Origin of the sequence: Marinobacter sp. MIT932201, from assembly GCF_047123295.1 — a bacterium.
Taxonomy (GTDB): domain Bacteria; phylum Pseudomonadota; class Gammaproteobacteria; order Pseudomonadales; family Oleiphilaceae; genus Marinobacter; species Marinobacter salsuginis.
Genome location: NZ_CP138917.1, coordinates 140,570 through 160,422 on the forward strand (window position 1 = coordinate 140,570; position 19,853 = coordinate 160,422).

Annotated in this window: 20 protein-coding genes and 1 tRNA gene; 11 read left to right on the forward strand and 10 right to left on the reverse strand. The window is 58.8% G+C overall.

The annotated features are described in order from the left end of the window. The first annotated feature begins 3 nt into the window (after nt 1-3). The 4 genes from SIC15_RS00610 (at nt 4) to SIC15_RS00625 (ending at nt 4,102) form a co-directional block, all read left to right on the forward strand. Nucleotides 4-573 (forward strand): TMEM165/GDT1 family protein, encoded by a 570-nt coding sequence (locus SIC15_RS00610; RefSeq protein ID WP_412536846.1) that lies wholly within the window; start codon nt 4-6, stop codon nt 571-573. Nucleotides 574-625: 52 nt separating this feature from the next. Further along, on the forward strand, nt 626-1,672 hold the full coding sequence (locus SIC15_RS00615) for a L,D-transpeptidase family protein (RefSeq protein ID WP_412536847.1): 1,047 nt from the start codon (nt 626-628) through the stop codon (nt 1,670-1,672). Between the two features lie 101 nt (nt 1,673-1,773). Continuing rightward, the gene (locus tag SIC15_RS00620) at nt 1,774-3,261 is read left to right on the forward strand and encodes an NfeD family protein (protein ID WP_412536848.1); all 1,488 of its coding nucleotides are present in this window, start codon (nt 1,774-1,776) and stop codon (nt 3,259-3,261) included. Nucleotides 3,262-3,298: 37 nt separating this feature from the next. Then, the gene (locus SIC15_RS00625) at nt 3,299-4,102 is read left to right on the forward strand and encodes a slipin family protein (protein WP_153634198.1); all 804 of its coding nucleotides are present in this window, start codon (nt 3,299-3,301) and stop codon (nt 4,100-4,102) included. A gap of 40 nt (nt 4,103-4,142) precedes the next feature. Here SIC15_RS00625 and SIC15_RS00630 read toward each other — a convergent pair whose 3' ends face one another. From SIC15_RS00630 to SIC15_RS00640, 3 genes are all read right to left on the reverse strand, one after another. Beyond that, nucleotides 4,143-4,424 (reverse strand): Lpp/OprI family alanine-zipper lipoprotein, encoded by a 282-nt coding sequence (locus tag SIC15_RS00630; RefSeq protein WP_064229359.1) that lies wholly within the window; start codon nt 4,422-4,424, stop codon nt 4,143-4,145. A gap of 206 nt (nt 4,425-4,630) precedes the next feature. Then, entirely contained in the window at nt 4,631-5,194 is a 564-nt protein-coding gene (locus SIC15_RS00635; RefSeq protein WP_209399329.1) for a L,D-transpeptidase family protein, read from the reverse strand. Between the two features lie 107 nt (nt 5,195-5,301). Continuing rightward, entirely contained in the window at nt 5,302-7,026 is a 1,725-nt protein-coding gene (locus SIC15_RS00640; RefSeq protein WP_069182513.1) for a potassium/proton antiporter, read from the reverse strand. A 70-nt stretch (nt 7,027-7,096) separates the two neighbouring features. Here SIC15_RS00640 and SIC15_RS00645 point away from each other — a divergent pair. After that, nucleotides 7,097-7,170, forward strand: a tRNA-Gly gene (locus tag SIC15_RS00645). A 24-nt stretch (nt 7,171-7,194) separates the two neighbouring features. Here the strand turns inward: SIC15_RS00645 and SIC15_RS00650 are convergent. Together SIC15_RS00650 and SIC15_RS00655 are read right to left on the reverse strand one after the other, a co-directional pair. Continuing rightward, nucleotides 7,195-8,505, reverse strand: coding sequence for an NAD(P)/FAD-dependent oxidoreductase (locus SIC15_RS00650; protein WP_412536849.1), 1,311 nt, complete (start codon nt 8,503-8,505; stop codon nt 7,195-7,197). Between the two features lie 229 nt (nt 8,506-8,734). Then, nucleotides 8,735-9,340: a TetR/AcrR family transcriptional regulator gene (locus SIC15_RS00655; RefSeq protein WP_412536850.1), complete on the reverse strand. Its 606-nt coding sequence runs from the start codon at nt 9,338-9,340 to the stop codon at nt 8,735-8,737. Nucleotides 9,341-9,457: 117 nt separating this feature from the next. On the opposite strand from SIC15_RS00655, the gene SIC15_RS00660 reads away from it, so the two are divergent. Next, on the forward strand, nt 9,458-10,009 hold the full coding sequence (locus SIC15_RS00660; RefSeq protein ID WP_412536851.1) for a carboxymuconolactone decarboxylase family protein: 552 nt from the start codon (nt 9,458-9,460) through the stop codon (nt 10,007-10,009). Nucleotides 10,010-10,035: 26 nt separating this feature from the next. Here SIC15_RS00660 and SIC15_RS00665 read toward each other — a convergent pair whose 3' ends face one another. Next, nucleotides 10,036-12,144 (reverse strand): 4Fe-4S binding protein, encoded by a 2,109-nt coding sequence (locus SIC15_RS00665; protein WP_412536852.1) that lies wholly within the window; start codon nt 12,142-12,144, stop codon nt 10,036-10,038. A gap of 109 nt (nt 12,145-12,253) precedes the next feature. Between SIC15_RS00665 and yghU the strand changes: the two genes are divergently transcribed. Together yghU and SIC15_RS00675 are read left to right on the forward strand one after the other, a co-directional pair. Beyond that, on the forward strand, nt 12,254-13,126 hold the full coding sequence (gene yghU, locus SIC15_RS00670) for a glutathione-dependent disulfide-bond oxidoreductase (protein WP_412536853.1): 873 nt from the start codon (nt 12,254-12,256) through the stop codon (nt 13,124-13,126). Next, nucleotides 13,123-13,683, forward strand: a complete 561-nt coding sequence (locus SIC15_RS00675) for a TIGR00730 family Rossman fold protein (protein WP_412536854.1) — start codon at nt 13,123-13,125, stop codon at nt 13,681-13,683. The genes yghU and SIC15_RS00675 overlap by 4 nt, the downstream gene beginning before the upstream one ends. 28 nt (nt 13,684-13,711) lie before the next feature. Here SIC15_RS00675 and SIC15_RS00680 read toward each other — a convergent pair whose 3' ends face one another. From SIC15_RS00680 to SIC15_RS00690, 3 genes are all read right to left on the reverse strand, one after another. Then, a complete protein-coding gene (locus tag SIC15_RS00680) occupies nt 13,712-13,888 on the reverse strand; it encodes a hypothetical protein (protein WP_228290042.1) in 177 nt (58 codons plus the stop codon). A 102-nt stretch (nt 13,889-13,990) separates the two neighbouring features. After that, the gene (locus SIC15_RS00685; RefSeq protein WP_412536855.1) at nt 13,991-14,734 is read right to left on the reverse strand and encodes a spermidine synthase; all 744 of its coding nucleotides are present in this window, start codon (nt 14,732-14,734) and stop codon (nt 13,991-13,993) included. Between the two features lie 6 nt (nt 14,735-14,740). Beyond that, on the reverse strand, nt 14,741-15,073 hold the full coding sequence (locus SIC15_RS00690; protein WP_209399322.1) for an ankyrin repeat domain-containing protein: 333 nt from the start codon (nt 15,071-15,073) through the stop codon (nt 14,741-14,743). A 113-nt stretch (nt 15,074-15,186) separates the two neighbouring features. Between SIC15_RS00690 and SIC15_RS00695 the strand changes: the two genes are divergently transcribed. The 3 genes from SIC15_RS00695 (at nt 15,187) to SIC15_RS00705 (ending at nt 18,677) form a co-directional block, all read left to right on the forward strand. Beyond that, nucleotides 15,187-15,810, forward strand: coding sequence for a YbhB/YbcL family Raf kinase inhibitor-like protein (locus SIC15_RS00695; protein WP_136631454.1), 624 nt, complete (start codon nt 15,187-15,189; stop codon nt 15,808-15,810). 165 nt (nt 15,811-15,975) lie between these two features. Beyond that, nucleotides 15,976-16,827, forward strand: coding sequence for a UDP-2,3-diacylglucosamine diphosphatase (locus SIC15_RS00700; protein ID WP_412536856.1), 852 nt, complete (start codon nt 15,976-15,978; stop codon nt 16,825-16,827). Nucleotides 16,828-16,997: 170 nt separating this feature from the next. Next, the gene (locus SIC15_RS00705; protein ID WP_412536857.1) at nt 16,998-18,677 is read left to right on the forward strand and encodes an ABC transporter permease; all 1,680 of its coding nucleotides are present in this window, start codon (nt 16,998-17,000) and stop codon (nt 18,675-18,677) included. Here the strand turns inward: SIC15_RS00705 and SIC15_RS00710 are convergent. Further along, nucleotides 18,674-19,801 carry an ABC transporter ATP-binding protein gene (locus tag SIC15_RS00710; protein WP_069182525.1) on the reverse strand — a complete coding sequence of 376 codons (1,128 nt, stop codon included), beginning with the start codon at nt 19,799-19,801 and terminating at the stop codon, nt 18,674-18,676. The two genes, SIC15_RS00705 and SIC15_RS00710, sit on opposite strands and share 4 nt — an antisense overlap. Nucleotides 19,802-19,853: the final 52 nt, after the last annotated feature.

The window sequence follows — 19,853 nt, forward strand, 5'->3', positions numbered from 1 at the left end:
TTCATGGACGCTTTCCTCGCCTCAACGGTTGCTGTTGCCATAGCGGAAATTGGTGACAAGACCCAACTGCTTTCGTTATTCCTGGTTGCCCGCTACGCTACGCGCCTGCCCATTATCCTCGGCATTTTTGTCGCAACGGTTCTCAATCATGCCCTGTCGGCCTGGCTTGGTGCCTGGGTTGCTTCCCTCATTCCACAAGCCTGGTTACCGTGGATTCTGGCTGTCAGTTTTGTTGCGATCGCGCTCTGGTTGCTGGTGCCGGACAAGGATGACAGCGAGGATTCAAAGTTCCTGGGCATGGGGGCGTTCATGGCCACCACCATCATGTTTTTCCTGGCGGAGATCGGCGACAAGACCCAGGTGGCGACTGTTGTTCTCGCCGCCCGCTTCACCGAGACTTTCTGGGTGATTCTGGGCACCACGGTGGGGATGCTGTTGGCCAACATACCGGTTATCATGGCAGGACGCTGGCTGATGGAGAGGTTGCCCCTCGCCACAGCGCGGATTGGTGCAAGTGTGCTGTTCGTTGCGCTTGCCGTTGTAACAGTATGGGCTACCTATGTGAACTCCTGAGGGTACTTGCTGTCACTGTACCCGGTTGCCTGATGCTTTCGGAACGTTTTCTATGTGGTTCAGATTTTTAGCGGTTTTTTCCCTGGCGCAGTTCCTCGTGTTCCCGACCGCGGGGTCGGCGGAGCCCCTGGACGCCGCCAGCGGCCCGGAAGCTCCGGAAGAGCCGGACAGAAGCCCCCGCGTGCCCACCTTCCCGGTTCAGGGTGATCTGGCCGGTGAACTTGGTGTTTTTGAAACCCGCTATGAAGACACCTTTGCCGGCATCGGTAACCGGTTGGCGATGGGCTATCTGGAGCTGGTGAAGGCCAACCCCGGTGTGGATCCGTGGCTACCCGGAGAAGGTACCACCATCACCCTGCCGCGCCAGTATGTGCTGCCGGATGCCCGGCGCGAAGGTATTGTCATCAACCTCGCCGAGTATCGTCTCTATTATTTCACCGATGAGGGTGTGCAAGTTTACCCCGTGGGCGTCGGTACGGCGGAGAACCCCTCCCCCCTGACCGACGCAGAGGTCACCATGCCACTGGAGTCTCCGGCCTGGTATCCGCCGGCGAGCATCCGGGCGGAATACGAGGCGTCTGGTGAGTACTTGCCCCGGATGATTCCCCCCGGTCCCGGCAATCCGCTTGGTACCCACGCCCTGTTGCTGAGTGAAAAAGGCTATCTGATCCACGGTACCAACAAGAAGTTTGGCGTGGGTATGCCGGTCAGCCATGGCTGTTTCCGGATGTACAACGAAGATATCTCCCGGTTCGTGTATCAGGTGGAGAAGGGTACGCCGGTTCAGGTTGTCCACGATGCGGTCAAGATCGGTTTTTCGAACGGTGAAGTCTGGCTTGAGGTGCATCGCCCCCACGAAGACTATCCCCGCGAGGATCGGGATCGGCTCTGGAACCAAGTGTTTGCCGAAGTCGAAGCCTTCCGCAGCCAGCACCCGGGAGTCGAGGTCAAGCGTGGCGCCATTGAGCTGGCAGTAGACCAGGCCGATGGCCTGCCAACCATGATTGGTGAACGTGTGACCCGAATGGCCGCCGACAAGACCGTGGAAGAGAAATCGCCGGAACCGACGGGCGAACCTGAGCAGCGGCTATACTTCTAAGGCAGGCGTCCGGGCACGGGTGCCGTCTTGCAGGGAAAAACCGCGGCCACTAAGCCACCGTATATCCAGGCATTGAAGTTGTTCCGGTCCAGGGAGGCATTATGCAGGCACATCATCCCGTGCGATCACCGAATCCTGCCCGTTTTCGGCTCTGGGCCCTGGTGCTGCTGACAGGCGTTATGCTCGCACTGGGTTCTCTGGCACATCAGGTCCTCGCCCAGCAAAAATCATCTCAAACGGCCCTGGTACTTACTGTCGAGGGCGCCATTGGCCCTGCCACCATGGACTACGTCACCCGCGGCATTCGCAGGGCTGAGTCCGAGGGCGCTGGTCTGGTGATCATCGAAATGGATACGCCGGGCGGTCTGATGGACTCCATGCGGGATATCATCAAGACGATTCTTGCCTCTGAGGTTCCCGTGGCTACCTATGTCTCTCCGCAGGGCGCGCGGGCGGCCAGCGCTGGCACCTATATTCTCTACGGAAGCCACATTGCCGCCATGGCTCCGGCGACCAACCTGGGCTCGGCGACACCGGTCCAGATGGGTGGTCTGCCGGGTAGCCCTGAACCGGAGAGCGATCCGGCCCCCGGCGAGCCAAAATCCAGGGAAGGTTCGGATTCAGACTCCGGTTCTTCATCGGACGGCGAACAGCAGGCCGGCGACGATGACGGCAAACGGCGCGGCGGCACCGCCATGGAGCGCAAGGTTCTGGAGGATGCGGTCAGTTACATTCGCGGGCTGGCCGAACGCCATGGCCGCAACGCCGACTGGGCTGAAGAAGCCGTCCGTGAGGCTGTGAATCTGGGTGCCGATGAGGCCCTTGAGAAGAACGTTATCGACGTGGTTTCGCCCAACATCCGGGATCTGCTCCAGCAGGTGGATGGCCGCACCGTTCGGATGGCGTCGGGCGACACGACCCTGAACACGGCCAGCCTGGAAATTGTCAGGTCCCAACCGGATTGGCGCACGCGCCTGCTTTCCGTGATCACCAATCCGAACGTCGCCTATTTCCTGATGATTATCGGCTTCTACGGCATCATCTTCGAGCTGGCGAACCCCGGTGCGGTGGTGCCGGGCGTGATTGGCGCCATCTCCCTGATCCTTGCGCTCTTCGCTTTCCAGGTCCTGTCGGTGAATTACGCCGGCCTGGCACTGATTCTGCTCGGACTGGCGTTCATTGTGGGCGAGGCCTTCGTGCCCAGCTTCGGGATACTGGGGGTTGGCGGAATAGTTGCCTTTGTTACCGGCTCGATCATCCTGATGGACGGCAGTCACCGGGATATTTCCCTGCCAACGATCGGAGGCACCGCCGTGGTGGCTGCCGGGTTTATCCTCTGGACGGTGACCCGGTTTATCGGTCTGCGTCGGCGGCATCCGGTCAGTGGCACCGAACAGTTGACCCATGAAGAGGGCGTGGCCCTGGATGAGTTCTCCGAAGAACATGGCCACTACCGGGGCCACGTGCGGCTCAGTGGTGAACGTTGGAATGCCATCAGCGAGGGAGCCGTCAAAGAGGGCGACCGGGTTCAAGTGACAGCGATTGAGGGCTTAACGGTAACTGTCAGGGTCATTCCGGACAACGACTGAACCGGCAGACAAAGTAACGGCAATACAAGGAGGCCGTATGATTGGCGATCTGATTCCCTATCTGGCACCTACGGTGGTGTTACTGCTCATTCTTGCTTCGGCGATCAAGATCCTGCCGGAGTATGAACGTGGCGTTGTGTTCTTTCTCGGGCGTTTCCAGGGCGTCAAAGGTCCGGGGCTGATCATTGTTATTCCGGGCATTCAGCAGATAGTCCGGGTAGACCTGCGGGTGATCACCCTGGATGTCCCCAGTCAGGACGTGATCTCCCGGGATAACGTGACTGTGCGGGTGAATGCCGTGCTGTACTTTCGAGTTGTGGATCCCGAGCGTGCCATTATCCGGGTGGAGGATTTCAATTCCGCAACCAGCCAGCTGGCCCAGACCACGCTGCGGTCGGTGCTCGGCAAACACGATCTCGACGAGATGCTGTCAGAGCGGGACAAGCTCAATTCCGATATCCAGGAGATCATCGATGCCCAGACCGAGGAATGGGGCATCAAGGTGGCCAATGTGGAAATCAAACATGTGGATCTCAATGAATCGATGATCCGTGCCATTGCCCGTCAGGCAGAGGCAGAGCGCGAACGTCGCGCCAAGGTCATCCACGCCGAGGGCGAATTGCAGGCGTCCAAAAAGCTGGTGGAAGCGGCGGATGTCATGTCCACGAATTCCGGTTCCATGCAGCTGCGTTACCTGCAGACGCTGGCGGATATGAGTAACACCAACTCATCCACCATTGTGTTCCCATTGCCAATGGAGCTGATTACCACGTTCCTCAAGGACAACAAACCTGCCAGCCCTGACAAGTCCGATCCGGACAAACCGGATACCGGTGCATAAAAAAGGCCGGCAATGCCGGCCTTTTCGTTACGTATCAGCCTTACTTCTGGCTGGCACGCTCGAGCATACGCTTGGCACGCTCGTTTGCCTCATCGGCAGCCTTCTGGGCTGCACGAGCAGCGGCCAGGGCTTCTTCCGCAGTCTGCTGGGCAGTGCGGGCAGAGCTGGCAGCGCTGTTAGCGGTGTTCAGTGCATTTTCTGCAGTGCGCTCAGCGGAGCTGGCGGTTGCATTTGCTTCGTCGATGGCGCCCTGGTCAGTGGTGGCACAACCTGCAGTCAGAGCAGTGGCCAGTGCAATCCCGGCGATCGTCAGTTTACGCATTGTAAATCCCCTTATTGGTCGAGTTATTTCCTGTGATCCGAAAGTCAGTATAGACGACTTCCTGTCAACCTGCGCAGCATCGCTTGTCAGGTAGTGACTACCGGAGTCGTAAAACAGTGTAAAACACTGTAAGCAGGAATGTTAACTAGAGATACGTAAATTTGCTAAGCATATGACAACAACTTAATGCTGCCGTCAGGTTTGCTTCAGGGATGAATGCTGATGGGCGTTCCGTTGGAGACCAGTTGCCAGATTTCGTCCATCTCTTCGTTGGTCACGGCGATACAGCCGTCGGTCCAGTCAAGACCGGCATAAGCAAAAGCCATATCGCCTACGTTATTGGGCAGGCCATGAATCATGATGCTGCCACCCGGGTCCAGGCCCCAGGCAGATGCCAGTTCGCGATCCCGCTCGCTGGGGTACGAGATATGGATGGATTTGTAGAAGTCGCTCTCGGCGTTGCGCCAGTCCAGCGTGTAATCGCCTTCCGGCGTGCGCTCGTCACCTTCGTACAGCTTGTGACCTTCCGGATTGTCGCCAAGGGAAATTCGGTAGCTGCGAATCACCTCCTCGCCATCCATCAGGTACAGGCGGCGCTCTCCCTTGCGAACGACCACCTTGCTGACACTCTCGATATCCGCGGGCTTGTACATGGTGGCAGCCGGCATACGGGTGTCGGCCTTGGCCAGCAGTTCGGTGGCCAAAGCGCTCGGAGCCAATGCCAGACAGAGCAGGGCAATGGTGGCTGGGAGGGCGCGGAAAATGCTCATGTCCTCAACTTACCAATGATTAATGTTTGTTCAGACGTTTTATACCATAGGCCAAAAGGGATCTGTTAAGGGGTTTTGTTAACTTTTTTGGCTATCTGGTTTGCTCTTCACACATTTTGTGAACTGTCCATCTTCAGGCCCACCTTGGTGACCTTGTCGGCGCTGGTAGCCCGGGCAACCAGTGTCACCGGGCCGAGGGTTACTACGTCACCAACAACCGGGTGCCCTTTTGTCCTTTTGGCAAAGCATTCGGCGAGGGAAAGCTCCGGCGGCAGGTCATCGAACTCAATGCCGTAGACTTGCTCCACGTCACCCAGAAGCGCATCGCCGTTGAGTACGAAATCCCCGAAAAACGCACGTTCGGCCAGGTACTTGGGTGCGTGTCTGCCACTCAGGGCCTTGCCGAGTTCAGGCAGAACACTGGGAGTTGCAAACATTGCGACCATGTCGCCACTGGATACTTCCAGGTCCGCTTTTGGCTGCAGACAGACCCGGTTGCGGAAGACCCCGGCCACAGCCGTGTTCTCCGGAAAGCGCAACTGGCCCAGCCGACGTGGCGTTTGCCAGGTTTCGCCGCGCAACGGGAACAGCATCAACTCGTGGTCTCCCGCCGCTGGAGCATCCAGAGGGAGTCTTCGATAGGGGTCCTCGCCGGCCGGCACCTCCAGGCGAAGCTTTCTGGCCAGAGGGGTCATGGTGGTGCCCTGAACCAGAAGAGAGACCAGGACGATAAAGAAAGCGGCGTGGAACACCAGCTGGGCTTCCGGCAAGTCTGCAATGATCGGAAACAGGGCCAGAACAATGGGGACAGCCCCTCGCAGGCCGACCCAACTGATAAACCCCATCTCGCGACGGTTAAAGGCAAAAGGCCAGAGGGTCAGCAAGACCGTCAGCGGGCGGATGACGAAGATCAGAGCCAGGGCCAGTATCAGCCCTCCGCCAGCCAGGGGGATCAGGTCTGACGGAGTGACCAGAAGCCCCAGCATCAGGAACAGGCACAACTGGGCCAGCCAGGCCAGGCCGTCGTGAACCTGCAGGATCATCGGCATCATCCGGACGTGACGGTTACCAATCACCACGCCAGTCAGGTAAATGGCCAGAAATCCGCTGCCGCCGAGAGCGTTGGTGGCGGAGAACACCGAGATGCCCGCGGCCGCCACCAGCAAAGGGTACAGAGAAGGGGTCAGGCGGATTCGATTGGCCAGCTCCACCACGGCAAAACCGCCAATAATCCCTGCAATAGCGCCGATGCCGAACTGCTGTACCAGCATGGAAAGAGCGGCCCAGCCCGCCTGGTCGCCGTCGTTGCCAATCAATGTAACCAGCATGAGCGTCAGGAAAATCGCCATAGGGTCGTTGCTGCCGGACTCAATTTCCAGGGTCGCACTGACTCGCTCGTTCAGGTGCAGCCCCCGTCCCTGCAGCAGGGAAAAAACGGCGGCGGCATCGGTAGAGGAAATGATGGCGCCAATCAGCAGGGCAGTCAGCCAGTGCAGATCGAACACCCACCAGGCCACAACCGCGGCGCCAGCGGCGGTCATGGCGACTCCGAGGGTGGCAAGTACCAGGGCAGGTTTCAGGCCTACCCTGAAAGTCTCCGCCCGGGTGCGCATGCCACCGTCGAGGAGAATCACGCCCAACGCGAGATTGGCAATCAGAAAGGCCAGTTCAAAGTCATCGAACTGGATGCCACCCGGGCCGTCCTCACCCATCATCATGCCCACCACCAGGAAGATCAGCAGCACAGGCATGCCCACCCGGCTGGAAAGCGGGCTGAGCACGATACTGATGACCAGCATCAGGGCGCCAATCAGGGTCAGGGTGGGGTCCATTGTTGCTCCAGACAGAATGCTTGCCCAATGCTGGGCTGACCGCTTATATTGCTTGCGCGGCCCTATTTTTGCGGGTGTAGTTCAATGGTAGAACGGCAGCTTCCCAAGCTGCATACGAGGGTTCGATTCCCTTCACCCGCTCCACTCCCTCGCTGGCCCGCTCTCCCTTTAGTGTAGTTTGAGTCGTGGCTGCATGGCACGGCTGATTTTATCCATCAACCATATGATGCCGGTGCGGAACATGCCGTGCAGGGCCACCTGGTGCATCCGGTAAAGGGACAGGTAGAACATGCGGGCCACTTTGCCTTCGACGTACATGCTGCGGCCGGAAAGATTGCCCATCAGGTTGCCGACGGTGGTGTAGCGGCTGAAGTTGATCAGCGAACCATGGTCGTTGTACACGAAGGGAACCGCCTCACCATTGTCCAGGCGATTGCACAGAGTCTTGAACAGCGTGTCGGCCTGCTGGTGCGCTGCCTGGGCCCGGGGCGGAACCGGCCGGTCGGAATCGGGTTGCGGGCAGGCCGCGCAGTCGCCAAAGGCAAAGATGTCCGCATCCTGGGTAGTTTGCAGGGTCTGCTCCACCACCAGCTGGTTGCCCCGGTTCACCTCCAGGCCCTCAAGCTCCGCCAGGAACGCCGGGGCCTTGATGCCCGCCGCCCAGATGGTCATTTCCGAGGATAGTTCGGTCCCGTCTTTCATCACGACCGTATTCGGTCGCACCTCGCTCACTGGCTGGCCGGTCAGTACCTTCACTCGCTGGTGTTCCAGTTCCTTGGTAGCCGCCGCAGACAGCCGACCGGGCAGAGCCGGGAGAATGCGGTCGGCGGCCTCAATCACGGTAATGGAAACGTCCGAGGGCTGGAGATGGTTCATACCGTAAACTGGCAGCTCGCGGGACGCCAGTCGCAGCTCTGCGGCGAGCTCCACGCCGGTGGCGCCAGCCCCGATGATGCTGATGTTCAGGGTGTGTTCGGCCCCCTGGAACGCCTCATGATTCTTGCGCAAAAAGGCGTTCAGCATCAGGTTGTGGAAGCGCCTCGCCTGATCCAGGCTGTCGAGGAACAGGCAGTTGTCCTGGGCGCCGGGGGTGCCGAAATCGTTTGCGGTGCTGCCTACCGCGATGACCAGTGTGTCATAGGGGATGTGTCGTTCGGGAACCACTTCTGTGCCGTCGACATCGTGAAACGGGGCTATAACCACGTGTTTGTTCTGACGGTCCAGACCGCTCATTCGGCCCAGCTGGAATTCGTAGTGGTGTTTGCGGGCATGGGCGCGGTAGTTGATCTCGTTCGCGCTGGCATCCAGGGAGCCAGAGGCCACCTCATGCAACAGAGGTTTCCAGACGTGGGTCAGGCCGGCATCCACCAGCGTGATCCGCGCCTTGCGTTTTTTCCCCAGTTTGTTGCCAAGGCTGGTAACCAGTTCGAGACCGCCGGCGCCACCGCCGACCACAACAATGTGATGAAGGTTATCCATAACAATCAGACCTGTAAGTGAAGAGAGCCAAGCACTCTTCAGGCAAGAATGCTTGGCTGTCCTCACTGTGGGGACCAGCCGTGTCGCCAGGACTCGGTCGGGAAACAGCGCAGGGTCTGAGCCGGGCGCTAATGTTAACGCGGCCCGGGCTGTGGGCACAATTCTACGGAAGTGCTCATACTTTCAGCCCCGGTGTGTGCTCTCTCACCGGGGTGCTGGAAGGGGAGGATCAGTGCTGGGTGCGGTATCCGTCCAGGATGGCTGCCATATCATCGCCCAGATCCTTCATGGCTTGGGGATCCAGGAGGCGTTCACCCATGGATCTCAGGCCCATGATCTGCGCCTGAATAAGCCGGGCAATACGCCGGCTGTCTGCAGACTGAACCAGCTCACCTTTTACCCGGGCCTGCTCAACCAGGTCCGCAATGGAGTGCTCAATGGCAGCAAGAATGCTGTCGGCCTGCTGGGCCAGCTCCGCGTGGGTGTTTTTCGATTCCAGCAGTGTTTTCACAATCATGCAGGCCCGGGCGGGTGTCGCGTTCTGGTTGCCGCAACTACATGCGATGCCGCGCAGATAGTCCTGGAGACCGTCAACGATCGAATCATAACCTTTGAGGTGCACGGCCAATTCTTTTCCACCCTGTTCGGCGTAGGTGGCCAGTGCTTCTGAAAACAGCCCGTCCTTGCTGCCGAACGTGGCGTAGATGCTACCGGGGCGCATGTCCAGGGCCTGCTCGATCTGTTTCATGGAGCTGCCGTGATAGCCCTTCTCCCAGAAGAGGCCAACGGCTTTTTCCAGGGCGGTCTTTCGGTCATAGCGTGCGTGTCTGGCCATAACAACGATTCACCATTGTCGTGTTTTGAATGACCACTCAATTATATCTTGAATGATCGCTCAATAACAGTTAGCCTGAAATTGTAATTGAGCATTCATTCAAAAATGGAGTTAGCAATGACAGACTTTACCCTTCACGACAAAGACACGGCACCGGAACAATCCAAACCCCTGCTGGACAATTCGCACAAGGCGTTCGGCATGATTCCCGGTTTGCATGCAGTTATGGCGGAAGCGCCGGGTCTTCTCGAGGGCTATCAGCAACTGCATCAACTGGTGTTGGACAGCAGCTTCGACAACGATGAGAAGACCGTGGTCTGGCAGACAATCAACGTGGAAAACGCCTGCCACTATTGCGTTCCCGCACACACGGGGATTGCCAAATCCATGAAAGTGTCTGATGACATTACCAATGCTCTGCGGGACGAAACGCCGCTGCCCAGTGACAAGCTGGAAGCGCTCAGAACCTTCACCCTCGCGGTCATGCGCAAACAGGGCAATGTCAGCAAGGAGGACCTGGATGCCTTCTATGGGGCAGGTTACCGGCATCGCCAAGTACTGGAAGTGATTCTGGTGTTGTCCCAGAAAGTGATGAGTAACTACGTCAACCACATCGCGGAGACGCCGGTGGATGAGCCGTTCAAGAAGTTTGAATGGCAGAAGAAGTAATCCGGGCTTTGCGGCAACGGAGCGGGTCAGCCCGCGTCCGTTGCCAGAATGTTCGCCTGTTTTGACCTCTTTTTACTCTCGAGGCGTTTATCGACGCACCGGCTGTCGTCTTCGAGAATAACCACGCACTCAAGGCACTGAATGCACTCGTCGTAATCGATCCGGCCATCCTTGCGAATGGCATTGATGCCGCATTCGTTTTTGCAGTGCTGGCAGGGGTTACCACAGAGCTCAACCCGGTCCAGCCAGCTGAACAATCGGAACCGGCCGAGCGCTGCGAGGCCGGCGCCCAGCGGGCACAGATAGCGGCAGTAGAATTTATGAATGAACATGCCCAGCACCAGCAGGCCGACGGCGTAGAGCACAAATGGCCAGGAGCGGACGAAAAACAGGGTGATACTGGTTTTGAAAGGCTCCACCTCCGCCAGTTTCTCGGCGATGGTCAGGGAGTAGAAGGCGGTGCCGACCAGACCGAGCAGAATCGGGTATTTGAGCAGAATCAGGCGCCGGTGCCATTGCTCGGGCACTTTGATCTGGCGGAACTTCAGTTTCTCGCCAAGCCAGGCGGCCATTTCCTGCAGGGCGCCAAACGGGCAGAGCCAGCCACAGAAAAGGCCACGGCCCCAGATGAACAGGGTTATGAACGTATAGACCCAGAGTATGAAGATGATCGGGTCCAGCAGGAAAACATTGAGAGAGAAACCTTCCCAGATCGCCAGGAACAGGGTGTAGATGTTAACCACCGAAAGCTGGCCCTGGGTGTAGAAACCGATAAAGAACAGGGTGAAGAACAGAAAACCCCAGCGGAACCGGTGCACCAGCTTCGGGTTTCGGCTAAAGGTTTTCTGGCGGGCGAAGAACACGGTCAGAACGGTCAGGCCGATTACCAGCAGTGAAATTTGCCACCAGCGTTCTTGCCAAAGGCCGATCCATACCGGTTGACGGGTGTCCTCCGGGTTGGGCGCAACCTCGACGGTCTCGAACAGTTCTTCGTTGAATCGAACCGGGATATTCAGGGACGTGCGGTCCACCATCAGGTGATTGCGTGCCAATTCGACGTTGAGCTTCAGATTGGCTTCCGCCCCGGGGTTGAAGCCGGCGTTACCACCCACGCGGAACAGGTTCCCTGCATCGAACGATGGGATGCCGGCGGCCCGGAAATCGATATTCTGGTCCAGCAGGTTCAGGTCGCGCATTTCCACGGCCAGGTTGTTCTGGGTCAGACCAACGCGGTCCGGAGAGCTGCCGGGGACGAACTCCCGGGAAACATGGGGAAAGGCGCCTCGGGACATGACGGCCAGGACCTGTGCGCCGTCATCTATCCGTTGCATGAGGCGCTGGTAACCATCGTCGCCGAGCAGGTTCCGTCCCACCATGGGCGAATTGATGTAGGCGAAGAAAAGCTCGGCAAAAGGTTCGCCGTCTGCGGGCTGAATGTCCATGGGGTAGTCGGAAAGAGGCCGCCCGAGCTCGGCCTCGATGGACTCGGCGGTAATCTGCCAGTGTCCGATGTAACCACGGTCCAGGAGCTGCTGCCAGGACAATGGCTGGTAGTAATCCGGTTTTGCCCTGGTGGGCGCGCTCTGGGCAAAGCCCTCGAGTTTCTTGCGGGCCACCTTGAGGGCGGAAGAAAGCACGGTGTCGTTAATGATCAGGACCGAAACCGTGGCCTTGCTGACACCGTCAAAGTGCACGACGTTGCCGTCGCTGGTTCGTCCGGAACGGCTGGAATTGGAGGTGCTGACAATGATTTGCTCTTGTAACGAATGCCCTTCGTATTGGTCTACAAACTCAAACAGGGGAGCTTCACCCAGGCCATGAAGAAAGACCGGCTCGTGGTGCTTAAGCACTTTGATACCGGTGAAACGGCCTTTGGTGTCCAGGCCAATCAGCATGCTGATCGGTTTGCCGGCAAAGCCCTGAAGGCGGCTGTGATCTATGGATTCGTAGGCATAGCCGAGCAGTTCCTGGAGTTGATACACCGGATACACCGGGAAATCCGGCAGCTTGTCTTCAATGATGGTTGCCGAGGGAAACAGCTCCTGGATCAGCGCCCGCTTGCTGTCTGACAGCTCGGCCTGGACCAGGGGCATAACAAACAGACAGGCAAGAAGGAGCACGATACGCCCTGCCATGGGGTACTCCTGTGGTTCTTTTTGTTTGATCTTCCATGCTAGAGTTTTCGGCCCCGGGCTCAATGCGACCTCGGAGCCAGCTGACTGCTACTTTGTGAGGAGAAATGCCATGACCGACGCTACCTACACGCCGCCCAAAGTCTGGAAATGGGACTCCGAGAGCGGGGGGCGGTTTGCCAGCATCAACCGCCCGATCGCCGGCCCGACCCACGACAAGGAGCTGCCGGTTGGCAAGCACCCGTTGCAGTTGTACTCGCTGGCCACCCCCAACGGCGTGAAAGTGACGGTGATGCTCGAGGAGCTGCTGGAGCTGGGTATCAAAGACGCCGAGTATGACGCCTGGCTGATCAAGATTACCGAGGGCGATCAGTTCGGCAGCGGCTTTGTGGAGGTGAACCCCAACTCCAAGATTCCGGCCATGGTGGACCACAGTGTCTCCCCGTCCATCCGTCTGTTCGAATCCGGGTCGATTCTGCTCTATCTGGCGGAGAAATTCGGGGCCTTCCTGCCCAAGGACGTTGCCGGGCGTGCCGAAACCATGAACTGGCTGTTCTGGCAAATGGGCAGCGCACCCATGCTTGGTGGCGGCTTCGGTCATTTCTACGCCTACGCGCCGGAATACTATGAGTACCCGATCAACCGTTACACCATGGAGGTCAAGCGTCAGCTCGATGTACTGGACCGTCAGTTGGCAAACAACCGATACATCGCGGGCGACGAATACACCATTGCCGATATGGCCATCTGGCCCTGGTACGGCGCCCTGGTGAAAAACAAGGTGTATGACGCGGCCGAGTTCCTGGAAGCCCACACTTACACCAACGTGATTCGCTGGGCCGATGAGATCGCTCAGCGCCCGGCGGTCAGACGAGGCCGGATGGTTAACAGGGCCTGGGGTGAGCCGAGCAGCCAGCTGCACGAGCGCCACGATGCCAGCGATTTCGAGACCCGGACCCAGGACAAAATCGGGGACGGTGAATGAAGGTCGCGGTCTATTGTGGCTCCCGGTCCGGCAACGATCCACTATACGCGGACAAAGCCCGGGAGCTGGGTGATTATCTCGGCCGTAACGGTATCGAGCTGGTGTTCGGCGGTGGTCACGTCGGCCTGATGGGTGTGGTGGCCGATGCCGTACTGGCGGCCGGTGGCCGGGTTCACGGGGTGATCCCGGAGCACCTGCGGGACCGGGAACTGGCCCATTCCGGCCTGACCGAATTGCATGTGGTCAAGAACATGCACGAGCGCAAGGCCCTGATGGCCGATCTGGCCGATGGTTTCGTGGCGCTGCCGGGCGGCATTGGCACGCTGGAAGAGCTGTTCGAGGCCTGGACCTGGGGCCAGCTGGGCCTGCATCACAAGCCTTGCGCCATCTACAACGTCAACGGGTTTTTCGATCCTCTGTTGGCGATGGCGCAAACCATGGAGCGGGCCGGGTTTCTCAAGCGGCAGTACATCGACATGCTGATCCAGACGGACCAACCTGAGGCTCTGCACCGGGCTTTCCTGGACTATCAGAGCCCGGGAGAAAAATGGTCGTGATCGCTCCAGGGCCCGGCGCAGTCGGGCCCTACTCCTCGTTTTCCTTGGCTTTGCGAATAGCTTCCAGCTTCTCGTGCAGCAGGGCTTCCAGTTTGATCAGCTTTTCCCGGTTTTTCTCATTGGGCCGGTTGGTGTAGAGATCGACGTAGGTCTTGGTGACCTCGCTCAGTACCGGATGAAGCTTTTTGTAGTCTTCCTCACTCATGGTCAGCACTCCTGATGAAAACAATGGACTCCATGACAGTAACTATGGATCATCCCCGGCAATCATCAAGGACCTGGATCAACTCCAGAACGGTTTTCCCCCTCATTCCATCCGGCTGACTTTGGCCATCAAGCGACGCCAGTCTATGGGCAGCCGGTTCTCCAGATCTGTCAGCACCGGGTCTTTCGGGTGTACGGACTGAAAGTGCTGTTTGCTGGCATAAACCACGGTGTTGTTGCTTTTGCTTCGAAAGCCCAGAAGCACCGCAAAATGCCTCCTCAGCCTTCGGAAGTAGGCGCCTTCGACATCCGGTGTTCTGTGGTAGTTCAGCACCAGCCAGCCGTCATCGGTTAACACACGGGCACATTCGTCCACGAACTGCTTCTGGGCCTGCGCCGGGCTCATCCGGTCTGCGTTGTACAGGTCAGCGAGAACCATATCGGTGCTTGCGTCCGCCAGCTTTTCCAGGGCATCCCGGGCATCGGCAATGGTGACCTCAAGGCGCTCGCTGTCTGGCAAGTCGAAAAACTCTCTGGCCGTATCCAGTACCGCCTGGCGAAGTTCCACAGCGTGTATTCGGCATTCGGGATAGAGATGGTGAAATGCACCGGCCATGACACCGCCGCCCAGGCCCAGAATGGTCACGTGGCAGGGGTTGGCAAACACCGCCGGCAGCATCATGGCCCGGTTGTACTCGTGTACCGGCAGGTAGGGATAACGACGGTCGATCTTGCTCTGCTCGAATACCGAATTGAAGGTGAGTACCCGATGCTTACGGTAATCGACCACCAGGATGCTGCCCAGGGCATCCCGGGTGTGATGGACAATCTCGCCTTTGTTGAACATGCCGGCTTACTGGCTGTGTTCTTCGAACAGACGTCGCACGCTGTCGTTTTTTGCCAGCGACCATGCAGTGTTACCGTTGCTGTCCTCTGCGTCGCGATCAGCACCTTTTTCGAGCAGCAGGCGCACGGTTTCCGGATGGCCGTGTTTGCTGGCCAGGATCAGCAGGGTCTCGCCCTCGCTGGTGCGCATGTTGACCGGGACTCCGGCATCAAGCATCACGCTGAGTGGCCCGGCTCCGCCGTTGCGGGCAAGCTCGAAAATACCCTGGGCAAAGGCAACCGCGTCCTCGTCTTTCTGGTTTGCGGGCTTTTGCGGCTTTCCAGGTTTCTGTTGGCTCATCGGGGCTCCGTGGTCAGTTGAATCGATTTTGTGTTAAAACCGTATTATCACAGAATGAGACTGTCCCAGACACAGTTAGTGAGCCAACGGCCCAAACGACAGGAGGCAACGCCGTGAAACTTCAGGTTCAAGGCATAGATGAAGGCCAGCCGATTCCCGAGAAATTCGCATTCGGGGTCTACAGTGAAGAAGACCATATGAGTTTTGGTCCCAATCGGAACCCCGAGATCGTCTGGGACGATGCGCCGGAGGGCACCAAGAGCTTCGTGGTGATGATGTTCGATCCGGACGTGCCCAGCGTCGCGGACGACGTGAACCAGGAGGGCAAGACGGTTTCAAAGGACATTCCGCGAGTCGACTTTTTCCACTGGCTGCTGGTGGACGTACCCGCCGGCACCAGTCGTATCCCGGAAGGCGAGGACAGTGATGGCGTCATCCCCAAGGGCAAGGCGCCGGGTCCCGGTCCCATCGGTATCCGTGGCGTGAACAACTACACCCAGTTCCTGGCTGGCAACCCCGACATGAACGGCACTTACGCGGGATACGATGGTCCCTGCCCGCCCTGGAACGATGAGATCATTCATCACTATCACTTCGAGGTGCACGCACTGGATGTGGATACGCTTGCCCTGGATGGTGAGTTCGATGGCAACGACGTGCGTGAGGCCATGGCAGGGCATGTGCTGGCCAGTGCCCGTGTAACGGGGACTTACACCCTGAACCCGGACCTGCGCTAACGGCTGTCCTTCCATGGTCCGGTAACCTGCGGGTTACCGGATTTCCCATTTCCTGCCAATGTTTCCCCTCTAAACGTCACAGAACTGTCTCTTCGTTGTCATTTCCCCGTCACCGGATCTTGCCAAGGTGTCAGCATCCGGACTGGTTGAAAGACGGGAGACACCATGCGGAGCTATCGGAGCGTTTTCATTTCCGACGTACACCTGGGCACGGCGGACTGCCAGGCGGAATACCTGCTGGATTTCCTGAGTCACGTACGCTGTGAAACGCTCTACCTGGTGGGCGACATCATTGACCTGGTCGCAATGCAACGACGGGTGCATTTCCCCGATGCCCACCAGGCCGTTATCCACAAACTCATCGAACTGGCGGCCAGTGGAACCCGCGTGGTTTACGTGCCCGGCAATCACGACGATTTTTTGCGCCGGTTCTGCGGCCAGACGATCGCCGGCATAGAGCTTCGATACAAGGCGGTGCATACCACCGCCGATGGTCGTCGGTTCATGGTCTGCCACGGCGACCAGTTTGATCAGGTGGTGCGCTGCAGCCCGTTGATGCTGCTGGTGGGTGACCGTGCCCATGGTCTCCTGCTGCGCCTGAACCGCTGGTTCAATGCCTGGCGTCGACTGAAGGGCAAGCCCTACTGGTCTCTGGCGGCCTGGGTGAAGAGCCGAATCGGCAAGGCCCGTACCTTTATCCGCCGGTTCGAGCTGGCAGCACTCACGGTGGCCGAGAAAGGAAACTACGACGGCTTCATCTGCGGCCACATCCACTCTGCCGGGTTCCTGCGCAGCGAAGATGGGCTTTATTGCAACGACGGGGACTGGGTGGAGCACTGCACGGCTCTGGTCGAACAGGAGAACGGCAAACTCGAATTGCTGCACTGGTCGGAGTCGCCGGTGGTGCTTGCAAAAGAGCCGGATGCTCCGAACCCGGATGTGTGCGGCGATGCCCGGCCGGTCATCGACACCCTGCCAACCGCGTTTGTTGAACAGGTGAACCGCCTGGCCAGCTAAAAAGACAAGCTGGGATCTCGCCTGCCTCTTTGTTTTCCTCTCTTCGGGGCGACTGTGCGTTCCTTCCAGGTGGCCATTTTTCATAACGCCGCCGTATCCCTTATACTCCCGTTCCCGACCCGCCCTTCATAGGCTCTATGGCTGAACATACGACATCACAAGCAAACGATTTGACAGGCTCCGGTCTTGCAACCGATGGCGCCGGTCGTCGCGCCCACCGTTTCAGCGCCTGGACGGTCAGCACCTTCCTTATTGCGTTGCTGGTGGCCCTGCCAGTGCTGGTTATACTGGCCCACGTGTTTTTCCCGTCCGGTGAGGTCTGGGACCATCTCGTCAGTACCGTTCTCGGCAGATATCTGAGCAACACAGTGGTTCTGAGTTTCTCGGTGGCTATTGGTACCACCCTGATCGGCACTGCCTGTGCCTGGCTGGTCGTCATGTGCCGGTTTCCCGGCAGGCGCCTGTTCGAGTGGGCGCTCTTGTTGCCGCTTGCCGTCCCGACCTATGTGATTGCCTATGCCTATACCGATTTCCTGCAGTTCGCAGGGCCCCTGCAGAGTGCTCTGCGTGACTGGTTTGGCTGGCAGTATGGTGACTATTATTTTCCGGATATCCGGTCACTGGGTGGCGCGTCACTGCTGATAACCATGGTGCTCTATCCCTACGTTTACCTGCTGGCCCGTGCCTCGTTCATGGAGCAGTCGGTGAGTGCCCTCGATGTCGGGCGCACTCTGGGCCTTGGCCCGTGGCGCATGTTCAAGCGCATTGCCCTGCCGCTGTCGCGTCCCGCCATTATCGGTGGGGTCTCGCTGGTACTGATGGAAACACTGAACGAGTTCGGGGCGGTCCAGTTCTTTGGTGTCGATACCTTCACCACCGGTATTTACCGGACCTGGTTTGGTCTGGGAGAGCCGGTTGCTGCTGCCCAACTGGCCGCCTGTCTACTGGTGTTCGTGGTGCTGGTGGTGGTTCTGGAGCGAGTGTCCCGCGGTGGCAGGCAATACCATACTTCGGCGCGCTACCAGGTCTTGCCGGAGTATTCGCTCACATCCGGACAGGCCACGCTGGCGTTTCTGGTCTGTTTCCTGCCCATTCTGATCGGGTTCATTGTGCCTGCGCTCATCCTGCTGGAAATGGCCATTACCACTGGCGATGCACTCTTCGGTACCCGTTTTCTGGAGTTTGCGTTCAACAGCTTTATCCTTGCGTCGAGCGCGGCGCTGGTGGCCGTTGGTCTTGCGGTTATGCTGAGCTATGGCGCACGCCTGAATCCCAGTGCCTGGGTCAGGGGCGCCAACAGGGTCGCGGCCATGGGGTATGCCATCCCTGGTTCGGTTGTTGCGGTTGGCATCATGATCCCCCTGGCCTGGGCAGATCAGCAGTTGAATCTTTTTCTCCGGGACAGCTTCGGATTCATGGTGGGACTGGTGCTCAGTGGCAGTGCATTTGTCCTGATCTACGCCTATACCGTGCGTTTCCTGGCGGTGTCGTTCAACACCGTCGAGGCCAGTCTCGGGAAAGTGACGCCGTCCATGGACGCAGCGGCCCGAACGCTTGGGCAAACGGCGGGTGGCACCCTGCGCAAGGTGCACACACCCATCATGCGCAGCAGCCTGTTGGCGGCCGGCATACTGGTGTTCGTGGATGTGATGAAGGAACTGCCGGCCACGATCATTCTCAGGCCGTTCAACTTTGATACGCTGGCGGTGCGTGCCTACAGCCTGGCTTCCGACGAGCGGCTGGCGGAATCCGCCATGTCCTCCCTGGCCATTGTTGCCGTGGGCATCATCCCCGTGGTGATTCTCAGCCTGGCGATGCGCCGATCCCGTCCGGGCAGTGACCGGGGTTAACGCCAGGTTTCTGCCTCAAACAGGAACACCTGGGACATATCCAGCTCCAGGGAGACGGCCTGGCCTTCCTCTGGCAGAAACACCCCCGGCACTTTGGCGTGCAAATGCATCTCCTGACCGTCTGGTCCATGGGCACAAATATGCAACAGGCTGGTGGGCCCCAGCAGGCGGGACATAATGACATGGCTGGTGCGATCATCAGCGACCTTCCCCTCCAGTGGCGTCACTTTGACGGCCTCAGGTCGAATCAGAATCCTGACATTCGCGCCTTCGTCGAATCGTGACGCGTCCAGTCGGCCCAGGGGCGTCGCTACCTGGCCGTCATGCACAATCCCGACGTGTTCATTCACCTGACCGAAGAAATTGACCACGAAGGGCTCCACGGGGTTGCAGTAGAGTTCCGTGGGCGAGCCGGTCTGCACAATTTCGCCGTCGCGCATCAGGGCGATCCGATCGGCCATGAACATGGCTTCCTCGGGGTCGTGGGTAACCAGCAGGGTTGCTGTGTTCAACTCTTTGAGTACATGAAGCGTGTCGTCGCGGATCTGATCACGCAGGCGAGCGTCCAGGCTGGAAAAGGGCTCATCCAGCAGCATGACCCTGGGCGATGGGGCAAGGGCCCTGGCCAGGGCAACCCTCTGCTGCTGGCCGCCGGACAGCGTGTGCGGGTAAACGTTGGCGGATCCAGCCATGCCCAGACGCTCCAGCAGATCCAGTGCGCGGGCCTGTTTCTGCTTCTTGGGCAGCGTGCTGATGCCAAAGCAGACGTTTTCCAGAACAGTCAGGTGAGGAAAGAGCGCAGACTCCTGGAAGGCAAGGCCGACATTTCGTTTTTCGGGTGGCACCTGGACGCCGCCGGGTGCCGAGACCAGCGACCGGCCCAGAAACACCTTGCCACTGGAGGGCATCTGAAGCCCTGCTGCAATGCGCAGCAGGGTGGTTTTGCCGCAGCCTGATGGCCCAAGCAGGCAAACCACCTCACCCGCTTCCAGGTGTAGACTGATGTCCCTGACAACGGTATCGCCATGGAACTGGCAATGAACACGGTCAAGCATGAGTGAAGGGCCCGACAGACCGTTTTCGAGTTGGTCATTGTAGGTGGGGCTTTGCTGATAAATGCTCATGTGCCGATCCAGCCTTCCGGTACAAACTTTGGTGACGACCACATTGTAATCT

Excerpts from the sequence above, each read along its gene's own strand:
- SIC15_RS00620 (WP_412536848.1), top strand. The coding sequence starts at position 1,774 with ATGCAGGCACATCATCCCGTGCGATCACCGAATCCTGCCCGTTTTCGG.
- SIC15_RS00615 (WP_412536847.1), top strand. The coding sequence starts at position 626 with ATGTGGTTCAGATTTTTAGCGGTTTTTTCCCTGGCGCAGTTCCTCGTG.
- SIC15_RS00640 (WP_069182513.1), bottom strand. The coding sequence starts at position 7,026 with ATGGACCCCACCCTGACCCTGATTGGCGCCCTGATGCTGGTCATCAGT.
- SIC15_RS00630 (WP_064229359.1), bottom strand. The coding sequence starts at position 4,424 with ATGCGTAAACTGACGATCGCCGGGATTGCACTGGCCACTGCTCTGACT.
- SIC15_RS00710 (WP_069182525.1), bottom strand. The coding sequence starts at position 19,801 with ATGAGCATTTATCAGCAAAGCCCCACCTACAATGACCAACTCGAAAAC.
- SIC15_RS00675 (WP_412536854.1), top strand. The coding sequence starts at position 13,123 with ATGAAGGTCGCGGTCTATTGTGGCTCCCGGTCCGGCAACGATCCACTA.
- SIC15_RS00610 (WP_412536846.1), top strand. The coding sequence starts at position 4 with ATGGACGCTTTCCTCGCCTCAACGGTTGCTGTTGCCATAGCGGAAATT.
- yghU (WP_412536853.1), top strand. The coding sequence starts at position 12,254 with ATGACCGACGCTACCTACACGCCGCCCAAAGTCTGGAAATGGGACTCC.
- SIC15_RS00625 (WP_153634198.1), top strand. The coding sequence starts at position 3,299 with ATGATTGGCGATCTGATTCCCTATCTGGCACCTACGGTGGTGTTACTG.
- SIC15_RS00685 (WP_412536855.1), bottom strand. The coding sequence starts at position 14,734 with ATGTTCAACAAAGGCGAGATTGTCCATCACACCCGGGATGCCCTGGGC.
- SIC15_RS00635 (WP_209399329.1), bottom strand. The coding sequence starts at position 5,194 with ATGAGCATTTTCCGCGCCCTCCCAGCCACCATTGCCCTGCTCTGTCTG.
- SIC15_RS00665 (WP_412536852.1), bottom strand. The coding sequence starts at position 12,144 with ATGGCAGGGCGTATCGTGCTCCTTCTTGCCTGTCTGTTTGTTATGCCC.
- SIC15_RS00680 (WP_228290042.1), bottom strand. The coding sequence starts at position 13,888 with ATGAGTGAGGAAGACTACAAAAAGCTTCATCCGGTACTGAGCGAGGTC.
- SIC15_RS00690 (WP_209399322.1), bottom strand. The coding sequence starts at position 15,073 with ATGAGCCAACAGAAACCTGGAAAGCCGCAAAAGCCCGCAAACCAGAAA.
- SIC15_RS00650 (WP_412536849.1), bottom strand. The coding sequence starts at position 8,505 with ATGGATAACCTTCATCACATTGTTGTGGTCGGCGGTGGCGCCGGCGGT.
- SIC15_RS00660 (WP_412536851.1), top strand. The coding sequence starts at position 9,458 with ATGACAGACTTTACCCTTCACGACAAAGACACGGCACCGGAACAATCC.
- SIC15_RS00655 (WP_412536850.1), bottom strand. The coding sequence starts at position 9,340 with ATGGCCAGACACGCACGCTATGACCGAAAGACCGCCCTGGAAAAAGCC.
- SIC15_RS00700 (WP_412536856.1), top strand. The coding sequence starts at position 15,976 with ATGCGGAGCTATCGGAGCGTTTTCATTTCCGACGTACACCTGGGCACG.